This is a genomic window from Spongiactinospora gelatinilytica (genome assembly GCF_003236385.1).
GTDB lineage: Bacteria > Actinomycetota > Actinomycetes > Streptosporangiales > Streptosporangiaceae > Spongiactinospora > Spongiactinospora gelatinilytica.
Map to the genome: position 1 here is coordinate 1 of NZ_POUA01000155.1, position 16,098 is coordinate 16,098.

The following is a 16,098-nucleotide window of genomic DNA, read 5'->3' on the forward strand; positions in this document are numbered from 1 at the left end:
CCATGGGGGTGCAGACGCGGGCCACACCGGCCGTCGGCCGCCTCTCGGCGGACATCGCACGACACCGGGTCCCGGAGTGGCGGGTGGGTCCTGGTCAGCGGTGCAGCTTCGGGCCTTCGCTGCTCACGGTGCTCGGGCCCGTCGCCGGAGAGGTTCCGGGGGGCCTCGGGGATGAGGCGGCGGTGAACAACGCCAGCGTCGTGCTCCACGTGCGCTGGGCCGCCGGATCGGCCCTGCTGAGCGGTGACCTCGAGACCGAGGCGCAGGCCGCGCTGCTGCGCGGCGGGCTTCCCCGGGCCGATGTGCTCAAGGTCCCTCACCACGGGTCGGCGCGCCAGGACCCGGCCTTCCTGTCGTCCGTCGGTGCGCGTGCCGCCCTGATCAGCGTGGGCGCGGACAACGGCTACGGCCACCCGGCGGCGCTGACGGTCTCCCGGCTCACCCGGGCGGGCATGCGGGTCTATCGCACCGACCGCTCCGGCGACCTCGCAGTGATCGCCACGGCCTCAGGGTCCCTCTCCGTCCTGCCCCGTGGGCCCCCTGCCCGCTAGCCCGCCCGGCGAGACGATCGCATGTGGGATGCTCTGAGCATGGCCGCGACTAGTCCTGCCCCTGTGACCTTGGTGCTCGGCGATGAGGAACTGCTCGCCGACCGTGCCGTGAGCGCCGTGGTGGCCGCGGCGCGAGAGGTGGATCCGGGGCTGGAGTTGCACGATCTCGTGGGGGCCAAGGTCGAGCCCGGGCAGGTGTCGGGGCTGACGTCGCCGTCGCTGTTCGGGGACGGGGCGGCGATCGTGATCAGGTCCGCGCAGGATCTCGGCAAGGACGTGATCGCCGAGGTGGTCAAGTACACCGCCAGGCCCGCCGAGGGGATCGTGCTCGTGCTCGCCCATCCGGGAGGGGTCAAGGGCAAGGCGCTCGTGGACGGGGTGAAGAAGGCGGGCGCCCAGGTCCTCACGGTCAGCAAGATCACCAAGTCGGGGGAGCGGCTGGACTTCGTCAAGGGCGAGATCAGGCGTGCGGGCCGGACCATCGCGCCGGACGCGGCGCAGGCATTGGTGGACGCGGTCGGGAGCGACCTGCGGGAGCTCGCGGCGGCGTGCAGCCAGCTCGCGTTCGACACGCCTGCCGATCGCAAGGGCATCGACGCGGCGGCGGTCGCCCGCTACTACCGGGGGCGGGCAGAGGTGACCGGGTTCACGGTGGCCGACGCGGCCGTCGAGGGCCGGCTCGCCGACGCGCTTGAGCAGCTCCGGTGGGCGCTGGGCACGGGGGTGGCCCCGGTGCTGCTCGTGAGCGCGCTCGCAGGCGGGCTGCGGTCCCTCGCGAAGGTCGGCGGGGCCCCGCGCAACCTGCGCGGCGGGCAGCTCGCCTCGCATCTCGGCATGCCGCCGTGGAAGGTGGACCGCGTCAGGCGTCAGCTCGGCGGCTGGCGAGCGGACGGCATCGCCCGGGCGATCCAGGCCGTCGCGGATGCCGACGAACAGGTCAAGGGCGGCGGCGCCGACCCCGCGTACGCCTTGGAGCACGCCGTCCAGACCATCGTGGCGTGCCGCGCCATGACCCGCTGAGGCGAATCCGCCCGGTACCTGAGTTGCGACAGCCTTTGCAGGTCGGCCGCGACAACAGTCGTGCAGGCCGCGGGGCTGTGCTGCCGAGCAGCGGGTTCAGCCGTCCGAGTCGGCAAAGACGGTGGGTACCTCGAAGACGAAGGACAGGAAGGCGGGCTTGCTCGGAAGGTCATGGAAGTCGTCGGGGAACAGCTCACGGGCGGCCGGGCCGGGCTGCGGCTCGCTGCGCTGTCATTCTCACTAACACCCACATGCTTGCCGGTGGCCGCTGGGGTCAGGTTTTGGCGGGTTCGGGGGTGGTGAGCGCGCCGTCGTGCATTTCCAGGACGCGGTCGGCCAAGGTCATCAGGCTGGGGTCGTGGGTGGCGACGAGGGCCGTGACACCCTCGGTGCGTACCAGGGCGCGCAGGAGTTCCATGATCTGGCGGCCGGTCTGGGAGTCGAGCTGTCCCGTGGGCTCGTCGGCGATGAGCAGGCGCGGGCGGTTGGCCAGGGAGCGGGCGATGGCGACGCGCTGTTGCTGGCCGCCGGACAGTTCGTAAGGGCGCTGGTTGGCGTGCCGTTCCAGGCCGACGAGGGCCAGCAGCATGGCGGTGCGCCGGTCGCGTTCGGCGGCGGGCAGTTTGGCCAGGCGCATCGGCACGCCGACGTTCTCCGCCGCCGACAGTACCGGGATCAGCCCGAACGACTGGAACACGAAGCCGATCACGTCGCGGCGCAGCGCGAGCAGGCCGTCCTCGGGCATGGCGGTGACCTCGTGCCCCACGACCATGACACGGCCCGCGTCCGGGCGGTCGAGGCCGCCCACCTGGTTGAGCAGGGTGGTCTTGCCGGAGCCCGAACGGCCGCGTACGGCGATCAGTTCGCCGGGAAACGCCTGAAAGGAGACCTTTTTGAGGGCGACGACCTCATTCGGGCCGTTCCGGTAGACCTTGCGGACGCCCTCCACGACGACCAGCGGATCACTCATCCTCGCCACCCCCCGACGCTTCCGGCCACACTCCGATGTGGTCCCGTTCCAGCTCCAGCCGCACCCGGCGTTCCATGTTCAGCGCGTTGATGAAGTCGCGGGGAAGCTGCAACCGCCCCACGCGGTCCAGCACCGCGTACTCCTCGGCGATCAGCCCGCCGTCCCCCGACTCGCGGCGCAGCGTCTCACTGCTGGTCCGCCCGTCGCGGATGCCCACGGTACGGTCCACCTGCTCCGAGACCAGGTCGTCGTGGGTGACGATCACCGCGGTGACCCCCAGCTCCCGGTTCGCGCCGCGCAGCGCGGCGAAGACCTCCTCGGAGTTGTCGCTGTCCAGTTCACCGGTGGGCTCGTCGGCCAGGATGACCTCGGGAGAGTTGGCCAGCGCGACCGCGATGGCGACCCGCTGCTGCTCGCCGCCGGACATCTCGCCGGGACGGCGGGTCGCGCAGTGCGGCACGCCGAGCAGCTCCAGCAGCTCGGCCGCCCTGGACTGGGAGGCGCGCTTGCCCGCCAGCCGCATGGGCAGCGTCACGTTCTCCTGGCCGTTCAGGTAGGGGAGCAGGTTGCGGGCCGTCTGCTGCCAGATGAACCCGACCACCTCCCTGCGGTATCTGAGCCGGTCCTTCGGTTTCATCGAGAGCAGGTCCATGCCGGCCACCCTGGACACGCCCGCCGTCGGCACGTCGAGCCCGGACAGCACGTTGAGCAGGGTGGACTTGCCCGACCCCGACGCGCCGACCACGGCGATCAGCTCGCCCTTCTCCACCAGCAGGTCAAGGCCCTGCAGGGCGACCACTTCGACGCCCTCGGTCTTGTAGATGCGCACCAGGTTGTCGCACAGGATGTGGGCGTGCTCGCCGAAGGCGGGACGGGCGCGGGTGGCCTGGGCCTCAAGATCCGACAGCGACGGGGTTTCGGTCGTCATTCAGTCACCTACTCTGAGCGCGGAGCCGAGCGAGCGGCGGCGGGCGATGGCGGCGTGCGCGAACGCGCCGGCCATCGCCACTCCCGCCAGGCCGATGGCCAGCAGGGAGGGGGTCAGCACATCGACGGGGTAACCCTCGATCCGGACGTCGCCCGCGTAGACGCTGAGGTCGATGCCGGGCCCGAGGGCGGCGGGCAGGGCCAGCCCGAGCAGCAGCCCCACCAGCGCGGTCAGCACGATCATAGGGGCGATCTCCAGTACGGTCAGGCCGCGGGCCTGCCGTTCGGACATGCCGAGGGTGCGCAGGTAGGTCAGCGCGGTGCTCCGCTCGGCACCGGTGATCACCAGCACGATGATCACCGCGAGCAGCGCGTAGCCGCCCAGGGCCAGGGTGACCACCAGCAGGGTGGTCTGGACGGTCCCGGCCAGCGGGGTGGAGGTGATCCGGCTCAGCTCGCCGCTCACGGTGGTCACGCTGGGCGGCACCGACAGCCCGGCGGCGGCCGTCAGGCGCGCCGGGTCCAGGTTCGTGCCGCCGATCAGCAGCGTGTTGATCTCGGTGCGCGAACCGGCCCGCTCGTTGGCGTCCAGCGGCACGACGATGAGGCCGCGCGGCTCGCCGTACACGCCGGGCAGGGCCGTCACGGTGCCCTTGGGCACCACGGTCAGCCGTGCCTTCCAGCCGATCTGGAGCGTGGCGTTGCCGATCAGTTCGGGGCTCACCAGGGCCGGTACGGCCGGCGCGGGCACCGCCTCAGGCGGCGCGGGCATCGACAGCGGCGTCCCGGCCAGGATCTTCCGGTAGGCCGCCAGATCCACGGCGAAACCGATGCCGAACACCCCGCCGCTGCCGATCTGCACCGACTCCTTGGCGGCCGGTACGACCTCACGGACGCCGGGCACCCGCCGTACCCGCTCGATCGCCTCGGGCGGGATGGCCACGGCGCTGTCGATCCGCGCGTCGGCGCCGGCCCGCTGCCAGGCCGCCTCCCGCTGGGTCGAGGTCAGGCCGTTGGAGATCACCGCCGCGAAGACCGAGACGGTGAGCGCGGGCAGCAGGATGAGCACCGGCAGCGCGCTGAACGACCTGGCCCGCGCCGCCAGCGTGAACCCCAGGAACGGCACCGCCCGTGGCCGCCGGTCCACCAGCGCGGAGATCGCCCGCAGCGGATACGGGTAGCACCGCACGGTGATCAGCGCGCCGGCCACGGTCAGCGCCACCGGCATGGCCATCAGGAACGGGTCGGCCCCGCGCTCGGCGACCGACGTGGTCAGCCCGCGGGTGCGCAGCAGGTAGGCCCCGCCGAGGGCGAGCACGACGACCACCAGTTCCAGCATGAGCCGCCGCGGCGACGGACGGCGGCTCACCACGTCGTCGCGCCGGTCGTGCAGCGGCTTGCGATGGACGAGCGCCGTCCGCCCGGCGGCGAACAGCACCGCCGCCAGCGCGAGCACCACGGGCCCGATGTGCGAGATCGGCGTGAGCGGCCCCGGCACCAGGTACGACAGCAGGTACCCGGCGAGCGCGGCGGGCACCGCGACCGCGGCGGCCACTCCCGCGCCCGTGCCCACCACCTGGCCCAGGGAGCCGCCGCGGGCGCGCATCAGGCCGAGCGTCGGCCGGACGCGCTCGGTCAGCAGTTGCACGGCGAGCGCGATCACGCCCAGCGCGACGGCGGCCAGCCCGGCCAGGAGGAGCAGCAGCAGCGACTCGGCGTTGCCCAGCCGGACCAGGTAGTCGCCGAGCAGCGTGGCAAGGCCCGTGGTGGCCCGGCCGGGCGAGCCGCCGCCGGGCAGTACGCCCTGGCCGACGGTCTGGCCCATGGCCAGCGTGCCCGCCTTGTCGACGAACACCGACGTGGCGTCGATCACCTGGCGGGCGTTGCGCGCGTCGATCGCGGCGGAGTCCACCCCGATGATCCACTGATAGGTGAGCCGGCGGGCCCGCCCGTCCAGTTTGGCCAGGGTCGCGGCGGAGGTCAGTGCGGTGATGTAGGTGTCGTTGTTGTCGCTGCCCGGCTGTGACTCGATCCTGACGGCGAGCATGTCGCGGTTGTGGTCCCAGTACCGGTCGCGGGGGGCGACCGGCTCGAAGATCGCGGTGACCCGGGCGGCGATCATGTCGCTGTGCCCGAGTACCAGTGTGGTACCGACCGGGATGTCCATCCGCTGCGACGCCTCCCTGGTGAGGGCGATGTCGAACTGCGGAGTCCGCTCCCCGCCGGGCCGCTCGGCGGTGGTGACCGGCCCCGGTGCGGTCCCCTCCACATAGCGGACCCGGCGGTCGGCGTCGGACAGCCAGCCGATGTTGACGTACTGGTGCTTCTGGTGACCGGGGCCGATGCGCCCGGAGACGGGGGTCTGCGCGGTCTTGGCGGCGGCGTGCGTCCGTGATCCGGGCCCGAGGTCGGCGACGGCGCGCAGGTCCGGCGGCAGCAGCCGCTGCCAGCGGTCCATCGCGGCGGCGAACCCCTCGGCGTCGCCGATGACGTCCGCGTCGACCGACTGGAGTACGGCCAGGTCGGTCCGGTGCGCCGGGACGGAGTTCATGACCTCGTGCAGGGCGTTGTCGTAGGCGCCCTGCACGGCGCGGGGCAGCCCGCCGATCAGCAGCGACGCGGTCAGCGTCAGTACGGCGAGCACCGCCGCCGCCCCGCGATGCACGCGGGTGGCGAGCACGAGCACGTTCACCGGTCCTCCCCGGCCCGAAGCGCACCGCCGAGGGCCTGCCTGCGCAGGGTCCTGGCGAGTCCGGCGACGATCAAGAACAGTAGCGCGGCCACCACCGCCAGCAGCCCGGCCGTGGGCAGCCACGGGATGTCCAGCGTGACGGCGGGCGTGACCGCCGTCGCCTGGCCGGTCACCACGATGTGCGGGACGACCAGGAGGGCGACCGTGACCGCGAGCCCGGTCCCGGCGGCCAGCGACAGCCCGATCAAAAACGCCTGCTCGACCGCGAGCAGGCCGAGGACCTGCCGGAAGTTCATGCCGAGCGCGCGCAGGATGGCGAACTCCGCCGCTCGCTCGCGTGCCGCGACCGCCGCGTTGACCATGAAGCCGAGCAGCGCGAACACCAGCGCCGCGGCGAACCCGAGGATCAGCGCCCCCTGCAGTCCGCTGGCCAGCGGGTCATCGCGCAGCTCGCGGGTGAGCGCCGCGCGGTCCACCACCGTCCGGTCCCACTCGGGGTGGCGGGCCAGGTCCGCGGCGGCGGGCGCGGTGTCGCCGCCGCGGGCGTCCAGCCACCATTCGGTGGCCGGCCGGGACGGCGCCCCGGCGATCATGTCGCGCGCCTGCACGGTCGCCCAGTCGGCCAGTACGGCGGGCCGCCCCGCCGCCCCCGGCAGCGTGTCCACGATGCCCGCCACCGAGATCGGGGTGGGACGCTGGTCCAGGGTCACCGTCGTCTGCTGTCCGGTGGCCAGCCGCTCGCTGACCGCGAGGTCCCGGGTGACCAGCACCGGCAACGGCCGGGCCGCCATCGCGCCGAGGTCGGCGCCGTCCGGGCCGACGGGCAGCAGCGTCACCCGCTCGACGCCCGGCTCGGCCGAGACGCTGAACAGGCCCTTGTCCGCGGCGACGGTGAGACCGTCGGCGGCCTGGTGGCCCCACCGGTGTCCGGCGGGCAGCGCGACCGCGCCGCCGTCGCCGGTGCGGACGCCCGCCAGGGTGACCTGCCCGCCGCCCTGCGGCACCGAGATCGTGAACCCGCGCACCGACAGGGGATGGCCGAGCTTTCCGGTACGCCCTGCCAGCGCGGCGAGGTCGGCCTTCATCGCGTTGTCCCCGGCGCGCAGCGGGCCGAGCCGTAGGTCGTGCCGTACGCCGAGCGCGTCCTCGATCGTCAGCCGCGCCTCGGCGGGGCCGGAGGCGGCCTCCACGCGGAAGTCCAGGAGCAGTTCCCGCGGCTCGCCGGGGATGGGCAGCGCCGCCGTCGCGGGCCGGTTCGCGGTCAGCCGGGCGGCGATCGTGGGGAGCGGGTCGGCCGAAAGGTCGGGGCGCAGGTTGAGCAGCGCGGGCAGCCGGTCGCCCCGCAGCGCCAGCATGGTCACCTGGTTGCCGCCGAACTCGCCGCTGCTGCGGTAGGCGGGGCTGAGCGCCGCGACGCCGGGCAGCGCGGCGTAGGCGGTGCCGCGGCCGAGCGGCCCCAGTTCGGCGGCCTCGGCGGGACCGGCCACCCGCAGGTCGGCCCCGGCCTGGTGCCGGGCCTGGTCCTCCTGGGAGCCGCGCCAGGTGGCGGCGGTCGCCATGGACACCACGCCGATGGCCACGGCCATGGTGAGCAGCAGCGCGGGCCCGGAGTAACGCATCGGACGCCTGCTGACCTGCCACGCGCCGAGCGCGGGGGCGAGGCCGGCGCGTCGCGAGGTGATCCGCTCGGCCAGCGCCGACACCCGGGGGACCAGGCGCAGGCCCAGCATCCCCCCGCACAGCAGGGCGAGCGCGGGGCCGGTGACGATCAGCGGGTCGATGCCAAGGCCCCCGCCCGCCGTCTGGGTGACCGGCGCGCCGTACCGCTGGAGCTGCCAGATGGCCAGCGCCGCGACGCCCAGCAGCGCCACGTCCGCCCCGGCCCGCTGGAACAGGCCGCTGCGGTCGCCGCGACCCCGCGCCGACTGCTCCTCGATGTACGTACGGCGCGCGCCCCGTACGGCGGGCAGTGCGAGCAGTGCCGCGCAGGCCAGCGCGACCACCCCGGACACCAGGAACCCGGCGGCCTCGGCGGCCGAGGACGGCTGCACGCCCGACGCCCTGATCCACGGGATCGAGGCGACCAGCCGGAGCAGCGGGGCGGCCAGGAACGGCGCGGCGATCGCGCACGGCAGCGCGACCAGCAGCGCCTCGCCCCCGGCCAGCCCGGCCAGCCGTACCGTGCCCGCGCCGCGCGAACGCAGCAGCGCGACCTCCATGCGGCGGTGGTCGGCGAGCAGCCGCGCGGTCAGCATCAGGGCGTACGCGGCCGGCAACAGCAGTTGCAGGATGGGCACCAGCATGGTGGAGCGGGCCACCAGGCCGGCCGTGGTGAGCTGGGCCGACATCACCGGCAGGTTCGTGGTGACCGCGCAGTCGGCGCAGCCGGGCAGCGCCGCGTCGTCGATCCGGGTCAGCGCGCCGACCGAGGCGGCGAGCGGGCCGAGCCGGTCAGGGGCGAGCGTGCGCAGGTCCGGCTCGCCGAGCCAGGTCGCCGCCACGCTGGTGGTGAAGCGGCCGGCGAAGGTCTCCCTGGGCACCACGAGCGGGCCGTACGTCGTGTACTCCCCGGCCTCGATACCGGCGGAGAGCAGGCGTTCGGCGGCCCAGCGCTCGTCGGCGGGGTCGTTGAGCGCGAACACGCCCGCGATCCGCACCCGGATCGGCTCGCGCCCGCGCAGCCGGGAGGCGACGGTGATCTCGTCGCTCGCGCCGAGGCCCATGCCCCGGGCGGCGGTCTGGGAGAGCGCGGCCTCGACGACGGGCGCGCCCTCGGGCGCGGGGGAGGGCCAGCGGCCCGATTCGATCCGGGCGTGCCGGTCGATGCCCTCGAACACCCCGAACCTGGTCAGATCCGGCGTCTCCCGCTTCTCCTGGCCGGGCATGGCGTAGGAGTCCGACAGTGCGTTGATCGTGACGGTGACCGGGAGCCCGCCGTAGGCGCGGGTCACCCGGTCCCTGACGGCCGCGTCGAGGGCGGGGAAGCCGTCCTTGGTGACGGTGGAGGTGAGCCGGGTGGCGGTGGTGAGCGAGGAGGCGTTCTGTACGGCGCGGCGTACGCCCATGTCGACCACGGACGACGCGTACGTGCTCAGCGCGACCAGGGTGGTGGTCGCCAGCAGGATCGACCCGAGCGCGGCGAGCAGCAGCAACGGTTCGCTGAACGCGCGTCGCAGGACGAGCGGCGCCCTCCCCCGCATGAGATCCGCCTTCCCATGGTGCTCGCTTGCTTCACGTTCCGTATGCACCATTGAGGAGCAGGACAGGATCGGGCAATAGGGCGGATATCACGGTTGCTCAGCCGATACCCCCTGGCTATGCGGATGTGATATCGAAACTGTGACAAACCTATGACGAGCGGGGGTTATCCATCCGCTACGGAGATGTCGCACCGGCCTGCGGGAACGCGAAAACGCCGCACCCCCGACATGATGGGGAGTGCGGCGTGCGGCCGGGATCGGCGGCGGGTCGCTCAGCCGGCGGCGCTGAGCTCGGCGGCGCGCTTGGCGATCGCCGACTTGCGGTTGGCCGCCTGGTTCTTGTGGATGACGCCCTTGCTGGCCGCCTTGTCGAGCTGCCGGGAGGCGCTGCGCATGTGCACCACGGCCTCCTCGGTCCTGCCCTCGTCGGCGGCCTCGCGGAACTTGCGGATCGCCGTCTTCAGGGACGACTTGACAGCCTTGTTGCGCATCCGGCGCTTTTCGTTCTGCCGGTTGCGCTTGATCTGGGACTTGATGTTCGCCACGAAGGAGCCTCGGTCTGCAGGTCGGTTGGATGGGGCGCGCGGGCAGATGAGAGGGCGCGCCACACGCAGTTGAACAGGTTACCAACCGGATGGTGCGCAGCTCAAATCAGCGGCCTGGGTCTTCGGATTCGCCTGGGATCTCCTGGACCTGCCGTCGCTGGGGACCGGCCAGGGATCTTCCAGGACATCTCCAGGTCACAGTCTAGCCGGTGCGCAGCCAGTGCCGCCGGTATTCGGCCCAATCCTGCTCGGTCGCGGCGAAATCGACGTACAGCGCCAGCCCGAACCGCTCCCTGCGCCGGCCGTACTCGGTGAGCGCGATCCGCGCCCCCTCCGCGGCGCCGGCGACGCTCTCGGCGGCGTCCAGGAGCGGCACGCCGTGGTCGTGGTAGGCCGGGGCCCCGATGAGGACGCTCGCGCCGCCTTCGGGGATGAGGTCCAGGGCGATGGCGGCCTGCCGGACGACGTGGCCGCCATAGAGGCCGCGGGTGGGCGCGAAGGCGTCGTAGGTCATGATCGCGATCTGGTCCGTGCGGGCGGTGACCTGGGCCAGGTAGCCGCGTGACCAGTACTTGTCGTGGCCGAGCAGGGCGCGGGCGATCGGGCGCAGGCCGGAGTACGGCTCGACCTGGGGGACCGACGTCGTCAGCAGGCCGCGCTCGCCGACGATCGCACGGGTGCGGGTGAGCAGGTCGAGGAACTCGGCGTCGCCGTCGCCGATCGGCTCGAAGTTGTAGTGGACGCCGTCGAAACCGGTGGCCATGATGTCGCGGGCGCCGTCCAGCACCCGCCGCCGGGCGCCGGGGTCGTCGAGGTCGAGGCCGTTCTTGACGGCCTGGCCGAGCCAGGCGGAGACGCGGACGTGGGGGAGGTGGTCCCGCCACCACTTCAGGAAATTTCGTGCGTTGGGGTACTTGGCGGGGTTCAGTGTGCCGTCGAAGTCGAACGGGCCGGAGTGGACGTACACGTCCCGGATGCCGGTACCGCGCAGCCGTACGGCCAGCGCCTCCACGTCGCGCTCGGTGCGCCGGCCGTCCACCCACGCGTGCCCCAGCCACATCGCGTCATGGCCGGTCGTGGCGGCCCAGTCGGCCGATGCCTTGGAGTACTGTGTCCCCAGCGCCGCGGCGAACGCGGCCACCAGGATGAGCAGCACGGTCAGCAGCCAGGCCAGGAGGCGTAACGCGCGGCGCGCCACGATTGTCACTCGCATTGCGCATTATCAGCGCTGTCCGGCGATTCCCGTCAAAGCGGGTATCCGGCGCGTATCCGGCGACATGGGGTGGGCGGAGCGCGCCGAGCCCGTCGCTAGACTTGCAGGGGGGCCGGGCAGATCCCGGGCATCCCCGCTCTCAGCAGCCCAGCCGAAACGGACTCCGGTGCGCATCCAGCCAGGCCAGACCGATCCCGCGGTGATCAGAAACTTCTGCATCATCGCGCACATCGACCACGGCAAGTCGACGCTTGCCGACCGCATGCTGCAGCTCACCGGTGTGGTCGACGAACGCCAGATGCGCGCCCAGTATCTCGATCGGATGGACATCGAGCGCGAGCGCGGCATCACCATCAAGTCGCAGGCCGTGCGACTGCCGTGGCACGTCGACGGCGCCGAGTACGTGCTGAACATGATCGACACCCCCGGCCACGTCGACTTCACCTACGAGGTGTCGCGCTCGCTGGCCGCCTGTGAGGGCGCGATCCTGCTGGTCGACGCGGCGCAGGGCATCGAGGCCCAGACGCTCGCCAACCTCTACCTGGCGATGAACGCCGACCTGCACATCATCCCGGTGCTCAACAAGATCGACCTGCCCGCGGCCCAGCCCGACAAGTACGCCGAGGAGCTCGCCCACCTGATCGGCTGCGAGCCCGGCGACGTGCTGCGGGTGTCCGGCAAGACCGGCGCGGGCGTGCGCGAGCTGCTGGACAAGGTCGTCGCCGAGGTGCCCGCCCCCGTCGGCCGGGCCGACCTGCCCGCCCGCGCGCTCATCTTCGACTCCGTCTACGACACCTACCGGGGCGTGGTCACCTACGTCCGGGTCATCGACGGCCACCTGGGCAAGCGCGAGCGACTGCTGATGATGTCCACCACGGCCCAGCACGAGACGCTGGAGATCGGCGTCATCGCGCCGGAGCCCGCAGTGTCGGCCGGAGGGCTCGGCGTGGGCGAGGTGGGCTACCTGATCACCGGCGTGAAGGACGTCCGCCAGTCGCGCGTGGGCGACACCGTCACCTCCGCGGCCCGCCCGGCGCAGGTGATGCTCGGCGGCTATGACAACCCGCGGCCGATGGTCTACTCCGGCCTCTACCCGATCGACGGCGACGACTACCCCGAGCTGCGCGAGGCCCTGGACAAGCTGCGGCTCAACGACGCCGCCCTGGTCTATGAGCCGGAGACCTCCGCGGCGCTCGGCTTCGGCTTCCGCTGCGGGTTCCTCGGGCTGTTGCACATGGAGATCGTGCGCGAACGCCTGGAGCGCGAGTTCAACCTCTCGCTGATCTCGACCGCGCCCAACGTGATCTACCGGGTGGTGATGGAGGACGGCAAGGAGATGACCGTCACCAACCCGTCGGAGTTCCCGGCCGGCAAGATCGCCTTGATCTACGAGCCCGTGGTCAGGGCCACCATCCTGGCCCCCTCCGACCACATCGGCGCGATCATGGAGCTGTGCCAGGGGCGCCGGGGCGCGCTCCTCGGGATGGACTATTTGTCCGAAGACCGCGTCGAGATCCGTTACACGCTGCCGCTGGGTGAGATCATCTTCGACTTCTTCGACCAGCTCAAGTCCCGGACGCGCGGTTACGCCTCGCTCGACTACGAGCCCTCGGGCGAGCAGGAGGCCGACCTGGTGAAGGTCGACATCCTGTTGCAGGGGGAGGCGGTGGACGCCTTCAGCGCCATCGTGCACCGGGAGAAGGCCTACCCGTACGGCGTGGAGATGGCCAAGAAACTGCGTGAGCTGATCCCGCGGCAGCAGTTCGAGGTGCCGATCCAGGCGGCCATCGGGTCCAGGGTGATCGCCAGGGAGAACATCCGGGCGATCAGGAAGGACGTCCTGGCCAAGTGCTACGGCGGCGACATCACGCGTAAGCGGAAGCTGCTGGAGAAGCAGAAGGAGGGCAAGAAGCGGATGAAGATGGTGGGCCGCGTCGAGGTCCCCCAGGAGGCATTCGTGGCCGCGCTCTCCACCGACTCCTCCGCCGTCGACAAGGCCAAGAAGTAGCCCTTCGCCGCTGTCCGTTCCAGGGGGCGGGCGGCGGCTCCGGTACGGCGGGGCGTCCCGCTCGCCGTCCGCCGTCGCCGGTGGCGCCCCGGTGGCCGGGTTTCGCGGGTGTCGTGGTGGCCCGCCGTTCCAGCGCCGGGATCCTCGTGATTCACGGAACTGTCGGTGCCGTGCCGTACCGTCTGATCGAACTTGTGTGCGAACTGGAGGTTCGATTGTGACTGGAGATGGTCAGGCGGCCGAGCGGTTCGTGCGAGCCGCGATGCTGGGCAGCGCGATGGCGGTGGAGATCCAGCGGATACTCAGCGACCACGTGAAGCTAGCCGAGGTCGCCGACGACGGCACGATCCTGGTCGAGGTGCCCTTCCCCGACTCCACGGTGCTGTTCGCCGTGCTCGACGCCGCGGCGTCCTGCTTCGGGCCGGCCGAGCGCGGGGCGGCCGGCACGGAGGAGACGCGGCAGGCGATGGTCGAGCCGGTGCTCCAGCTCGCCTCGCTGATTCCCGAGGGGGGCGAGCCCAGTGCGAGCTGAACCACGGCGGCCGGCCGCACCACCGGGTGACGGCGATGGGCCGGGATGAAGCGGGCGGGGACGGGCACTGACCCCAGGATGCGCGACCCCGCCCGGTCTGAGGGGATTCCTTCTTGCCGGATCTAGTGGATCTAGCGGACCTAGCGGAGGATTCGGTAGAGGGCGGAGGTGAGCGACGCCTTGGCGTCGTCCTGGTCCAGCGACCACATCATCGAGCCGCCGAGCCGCTTGGCGCGGATGTAGAGGGCCTTCTGGGTGAGCGAGGCCGGGTCGTCGTAGGACCAGAACTCATTTCCGTCGTACAGCCAGTGCGCGCCGGTCCGGAAGTCCCTGAAGTGCTTGCCGGGCTTCTTGACCAGCAGCTTGTAGTCCTCCGTGCCCGCACCCTGGCTGCCGGGGGCCGGTCCCGTGGCGGGCTGCCACAGGCCGTCTCCGCCGGCGGTCACTCCGGTCCAGCCCTGGCCGTACGCCGGGACGCCGACCACGATCTTGTGCCGGGGCGCGCCGCGCTTGAGGTAGTCGCGCACCGTCTGGTCCACGCTGTAACGGACCGGGTAGGGGTCGCGCGGGTCGGTGAACAGGTTGCCGTTGTGCCCGGTCTTGGTGTCCCAGGAGCCGTGCAGGTCGTACCCCTGGACGGTCGCGAAGTCGAGCAGCTTGAAGACCTTGGCCACTTCGAGACCGGGGTCGATCTTGGACGCCGCCGCGGCGAGGAAGGCGGTGATCTGCGAGCGCCGGTCATGTGCGTCCATCTGCTTGCGCAGTTCCGCGATGAACAGCGTGAAGTTCTGCTTGTCCTCGGGACGCACGACGTTGCCCTCGGCCCCGGGTGAGCCCGGCCACTCCCAGTCGAGGTCGATGCCGTCGAAGACGCCGGCCCCGGCGCCCGGCGGGAGCCCGGGGATGTTGCCCTTCAGCCACAGGTCGACGCACGAGGCCGCGAACGCGCTGCGGGATTCGGGGGTCAGGACCGCGTCGGAGAAGTACTTGGAGAGGGTCCAGCCGCCGAGCGAGATAAGGATCTTGAGCTTGGGGTGCTTGGCCTTGAGCTTCTTGAGCTGGTTGAGGTTGCCCTTGAGCACCTGGTCGGGGGCGTCGGCGACGCCGTCCACGCTCAGCTCGGCCGGCACCGGGCGGTCCCAGTCGGCCCACGGGTCGGCGGACGCGCACAGTCCCTTGGCGTTGACGTCGGAGAACGCGTAGTTGATATGGGTCAGCTTGGCGGGAGCGCCGCTCGCCTCCAGGTCTTTGACGTGGTAGTTGCGGGCGTAGATGCCCCACTGGACGAAGTACCCGACGCGCTTGAACTTGTCGTGGTGCCCGTGCCTGTCGTGCCGCAGCGGTTGCGGCTGGGCCTGGGCGGGTAATGCGGCGGCCGCGGCGAGCCCGAGGGCTGCTGCGGCGACGGTGAGGTGCCTGAGGAATCGGACCACGTGAACTCCACGGCTCGGCGGGGGGTGGACGGGCTGCGAGCTGCACAACTTTTAGGAAAGTTTCCTTAAAGTTGTTCCGGATCGTAGAACCGGGGGGCACTCACGTCAACGGCCTTGGCGAAATAATCCACCGCCGGGTGGTCTGCCTCGGCTAGCCTCGGGTTTAGGGAGCGGCCAGAGCTACCAGCTCAGACGTCCCGCAGGTACGGTTACACGGGTGGTTTCATCCCGGTGGGCGGATCATGGGGTCCGGCCATCGCCCGGCTGGGGGGTGGAGCTTCGGAATGGACGAGCAGCAAGCGTGCCGCCGCTGTGGGGTGAACGTCGGGGATCTCGAACGATGTCCCAGGTGCGGCGCTCCTTCGGGCTCGTTATCGGGCGGCGCGCCACCAGGCCCGCCCGGCGGGCACGGCGTGCCGGAGGGCGGCTGGAGGGCGGGCCCTGAGCCGCCGGGCGGCGCGGAGGGGCGGCCGCAGCCGCCCGCCGTACCCCAGAGCTTCGGCTCCTCCACCGATCGACCGGCCGCCGCCGAACGCCCGGCGGCGCCCAGGCACTCCTTCCCGTACGGCAGGCACTCCCGCCCGTCGGCCGATCCCTCCTCTGATCCCTCTGCCGAGGTCGGCAGCCAGTGGACGAGACCGCAGACCCCGGCAGGGGGCCGGCTGCCGCCGCCCGGGTTCCGCAGACCCGGTGACCCGAAGGAGCGGCCCGCGCCTGGCGAGGCGGAGAAGCCGTTACGGTCCATCCGTCCCGCCGAGTGGGAGGGGAGCGGCCCTCCGGGCGGCTCGCCGGCCGGTCAGGAGTCGCAAGGCGGGCCCGGTGCCACCCAGCACCTCGACCCGCCCACCATGCCCGGCGAAGGCGGCGCGACGATCATTCCGATCGGCGGTGAGCCCGGCTCAGATTCCCGCCGTGGCCGCGCCGAAGGTGCGGCCCGGCCGGAGGGCGGGCCGTCAGGCGAAACGAGGGCCCTGGAGCCTGGAGGGCACGCGCAGGGCGATCGGGGT

At 72.1% G+C, this 16,098-nt stretch carries 11 protein-coding genes and 1 pseudogene; 5 read left to right on the forward strand and 7 right to left on the reverse strand.

Annotation, left to right across the window (positions count from 1 at the left end):
* The coding region (locus C1I98_RS19890) for a ComEC/Rec2 family competence protein (RefSeq protein WP_111168937.1) at window positions 1-551 on the forward strand (551 nt) is incomplete at its 5' end.
* 39 nt (window positions 552-590) lie between these two features.
* A complete protein-coding gene (gene holA, locus C1I98_RS19895) occupies window positions 591-1,571 on the forward strand; it encodes a DNA polymerase III subunit delta (RefSeq protein ID WP_199537061.1) in 981 nt (326 codons plus the stop codon).
* A 274-nt stretch (window positions 1,572-1,845) separates the two neighbouring features.
* Here holA and C1I98_RS19905 read toward each other — a convergent pair whose 3' ends face one another.
* From C1I98_RS19905 to C1I98_RS19930, 6 genes are all read right to left on the reverse strand, one after another.
* Window positions 1,846-2,541 carry an ABC transporter ATP-binding protein gene (locus tag C1I98_RS19905; protein ID WP_111168939.1) on the reverse strand — a complete coding sequence of 232 codons (696 nt, stop codon included), beginning with the start codon at window positions 2,539-2,541 and terminating at the stop codon, window positions 1,846-1,848.
* Complete coding sequence (locus C1I98_RS19910) at window positions 2,534-3,469, reverse strand: ABC transporter ATP-binding protein (RefSeq protein ID WP_111168940.1); 936 nt, start codon at window positions 3,467-3,469, stop codon at window positions 2,534-2,536. Before C1I98_RS19910 ends, C1I98_RS19905 begins: the two co-directional genes overlap by 8 nt.
* Entirely contained in the window at window positions 3,470-6,160 is a 2,691-nt protein-coding gene (locus C1I98_RS19915; RefSeq protein WP_111168941.1) for an FtsX-like permease family protein, read from the reverse strand.
* Window positions 6,157-9,360 (reverse strand): FtsX-like permease family protein, encoded by a 3,204-nt coding sequence (locus C1I98_RS19920; protein WP_111168942.1) that lies wholly within the window; start codon window positions 9,358-9,360, stop codon window positions 6,157-6,159. Before C1I98_RS19920 ends, C1I98_RS19915 begins: the two co-directional genes overlap by 4 nt.
* 272 nt (window positions 9,361-9,632) lie before the next feature.
* On the reverse strand, window positions 9,633-9,905 hold the full coding sequence (rpsT, locus tag C1I98_RS19925; RefSeq protein ID WP_111168943.1) for a 30S ribosomal protein S20: 273 nt from the start codon (window positions 9,903-9,905) through the stop codon (window positions 9,633-9,635).
* Window positions 9,906-10,107: 202 nt separating this feature from the next.
* On the reverse strand, window positions 10,108-11,118 hold the full coding sequence (locus C1I98_RS19930) for a glycoside hydrolase family 18 protein (RefSeq protein ID WP_111168944.1): 1,011 nt from the start codon (window positions 11,116-11,118) through the stop codon (window positions 10,108-10,110).
* Between the two features lie 166 nt (window positions 11,119-11,284).
* Here C1I98_RS19930 and lepA point away from each other — a divergent pair, with 166 nt between their 5' ends.
* Both lepA and C1I98_RS19940 read left to right on the forward strand, forming a co-directional pair.
* Complete coding sequence (gene lepA / locus C1I98_RS19935; protein WP_233508014.1) at window positions 11,285-13,126, forward strand: translation elongation factor 4; 1,842 nt, start codon at window positions 11,285-11,287, stop codon at window positions 13,124-13,126.
* Between the two features lie 217 nt (window positions 13,127-13,343).
* Window positions 13,344-13,658 carry a hypothetical protein gene (locus C1I98_RS19940; protein ID WP_146607532.1) on the forward strand — a complete coding sequence of 105 codons (315 nt, stop codon included), beginning with the start codon at window positions 13,344-13,346 and terminating at the stop codon, window positions 13,656-13,658.
* A 140-nt stretch (window positions 13,659-13,798) separates the two neighbouring features.
* Here C1I98_RS19940 and C1I98_RS19945 read toward each other — a convergent pair whose 3' ends face one another.
* On the reverse strand, window positions 13,799-15,091 hold the full coding sequence (locus C1I98_RS19945) for a glycoside hydrolase family 18 protein (RefSeq protein WP_111168947.1): 1,293 nt from the start codon (window positions 15,089-15,091) through the stop codon (window positions 13,799-13,801).
* A 284-nt stretch (window positions 15,092-15,375) separates the two neighbouring features.
* Between C1I98_RS19945 and C1I98_RS44065 the strand changes: the two are divergent.
* Window positions 15,376-16,098: pseudogene (locus C1I98_RS44065) on the forward strand (hypothetical protein); the annotation flags it as partial.

What these genes read in the sequence shown, in the direction of transcription:
- C1I98_RS19910 (WP_111168940.1), bottom strand. Translation starts at nt 3,469, where the DNA reads ATGACGACCGAAACCCCGTCGCTGTCGGATCTTGAGGCCCAGGCCACC.
- C1I98_RS19930 (WP_111168944.1), bottom strand. Translation starts at nt 11,118, where the DNA reads ATGCGAGTGACAATCGTGGCGCGCCGCGCGTTACGCCTCCTGGCCTGG.
- holA (WP_199537061.1), top strand. Translation starts at nt 591, where the DNA reads ATGGCCGCGACTAGTCCTGCCCCTGTGACCTTGGTGCTCGGCGATGAG.
- C1I98_RS19920 (WP_111168942.1), bottom strand. Translation starts at nt 9,360, where the DNA reads ATGCGGGGGAGGGCGCCGCTCGTCCTGCGACGCGCGTTCAGCGAACCG.
- C1I98_RS19905 (WP_111168939.1), bottom strand. Translation starts at nt 2,541, where the DNA reads ATGAGTGATCCGCTGGTCGTCGTGGAGGGCGTCCGCAAGGTCTACCGG.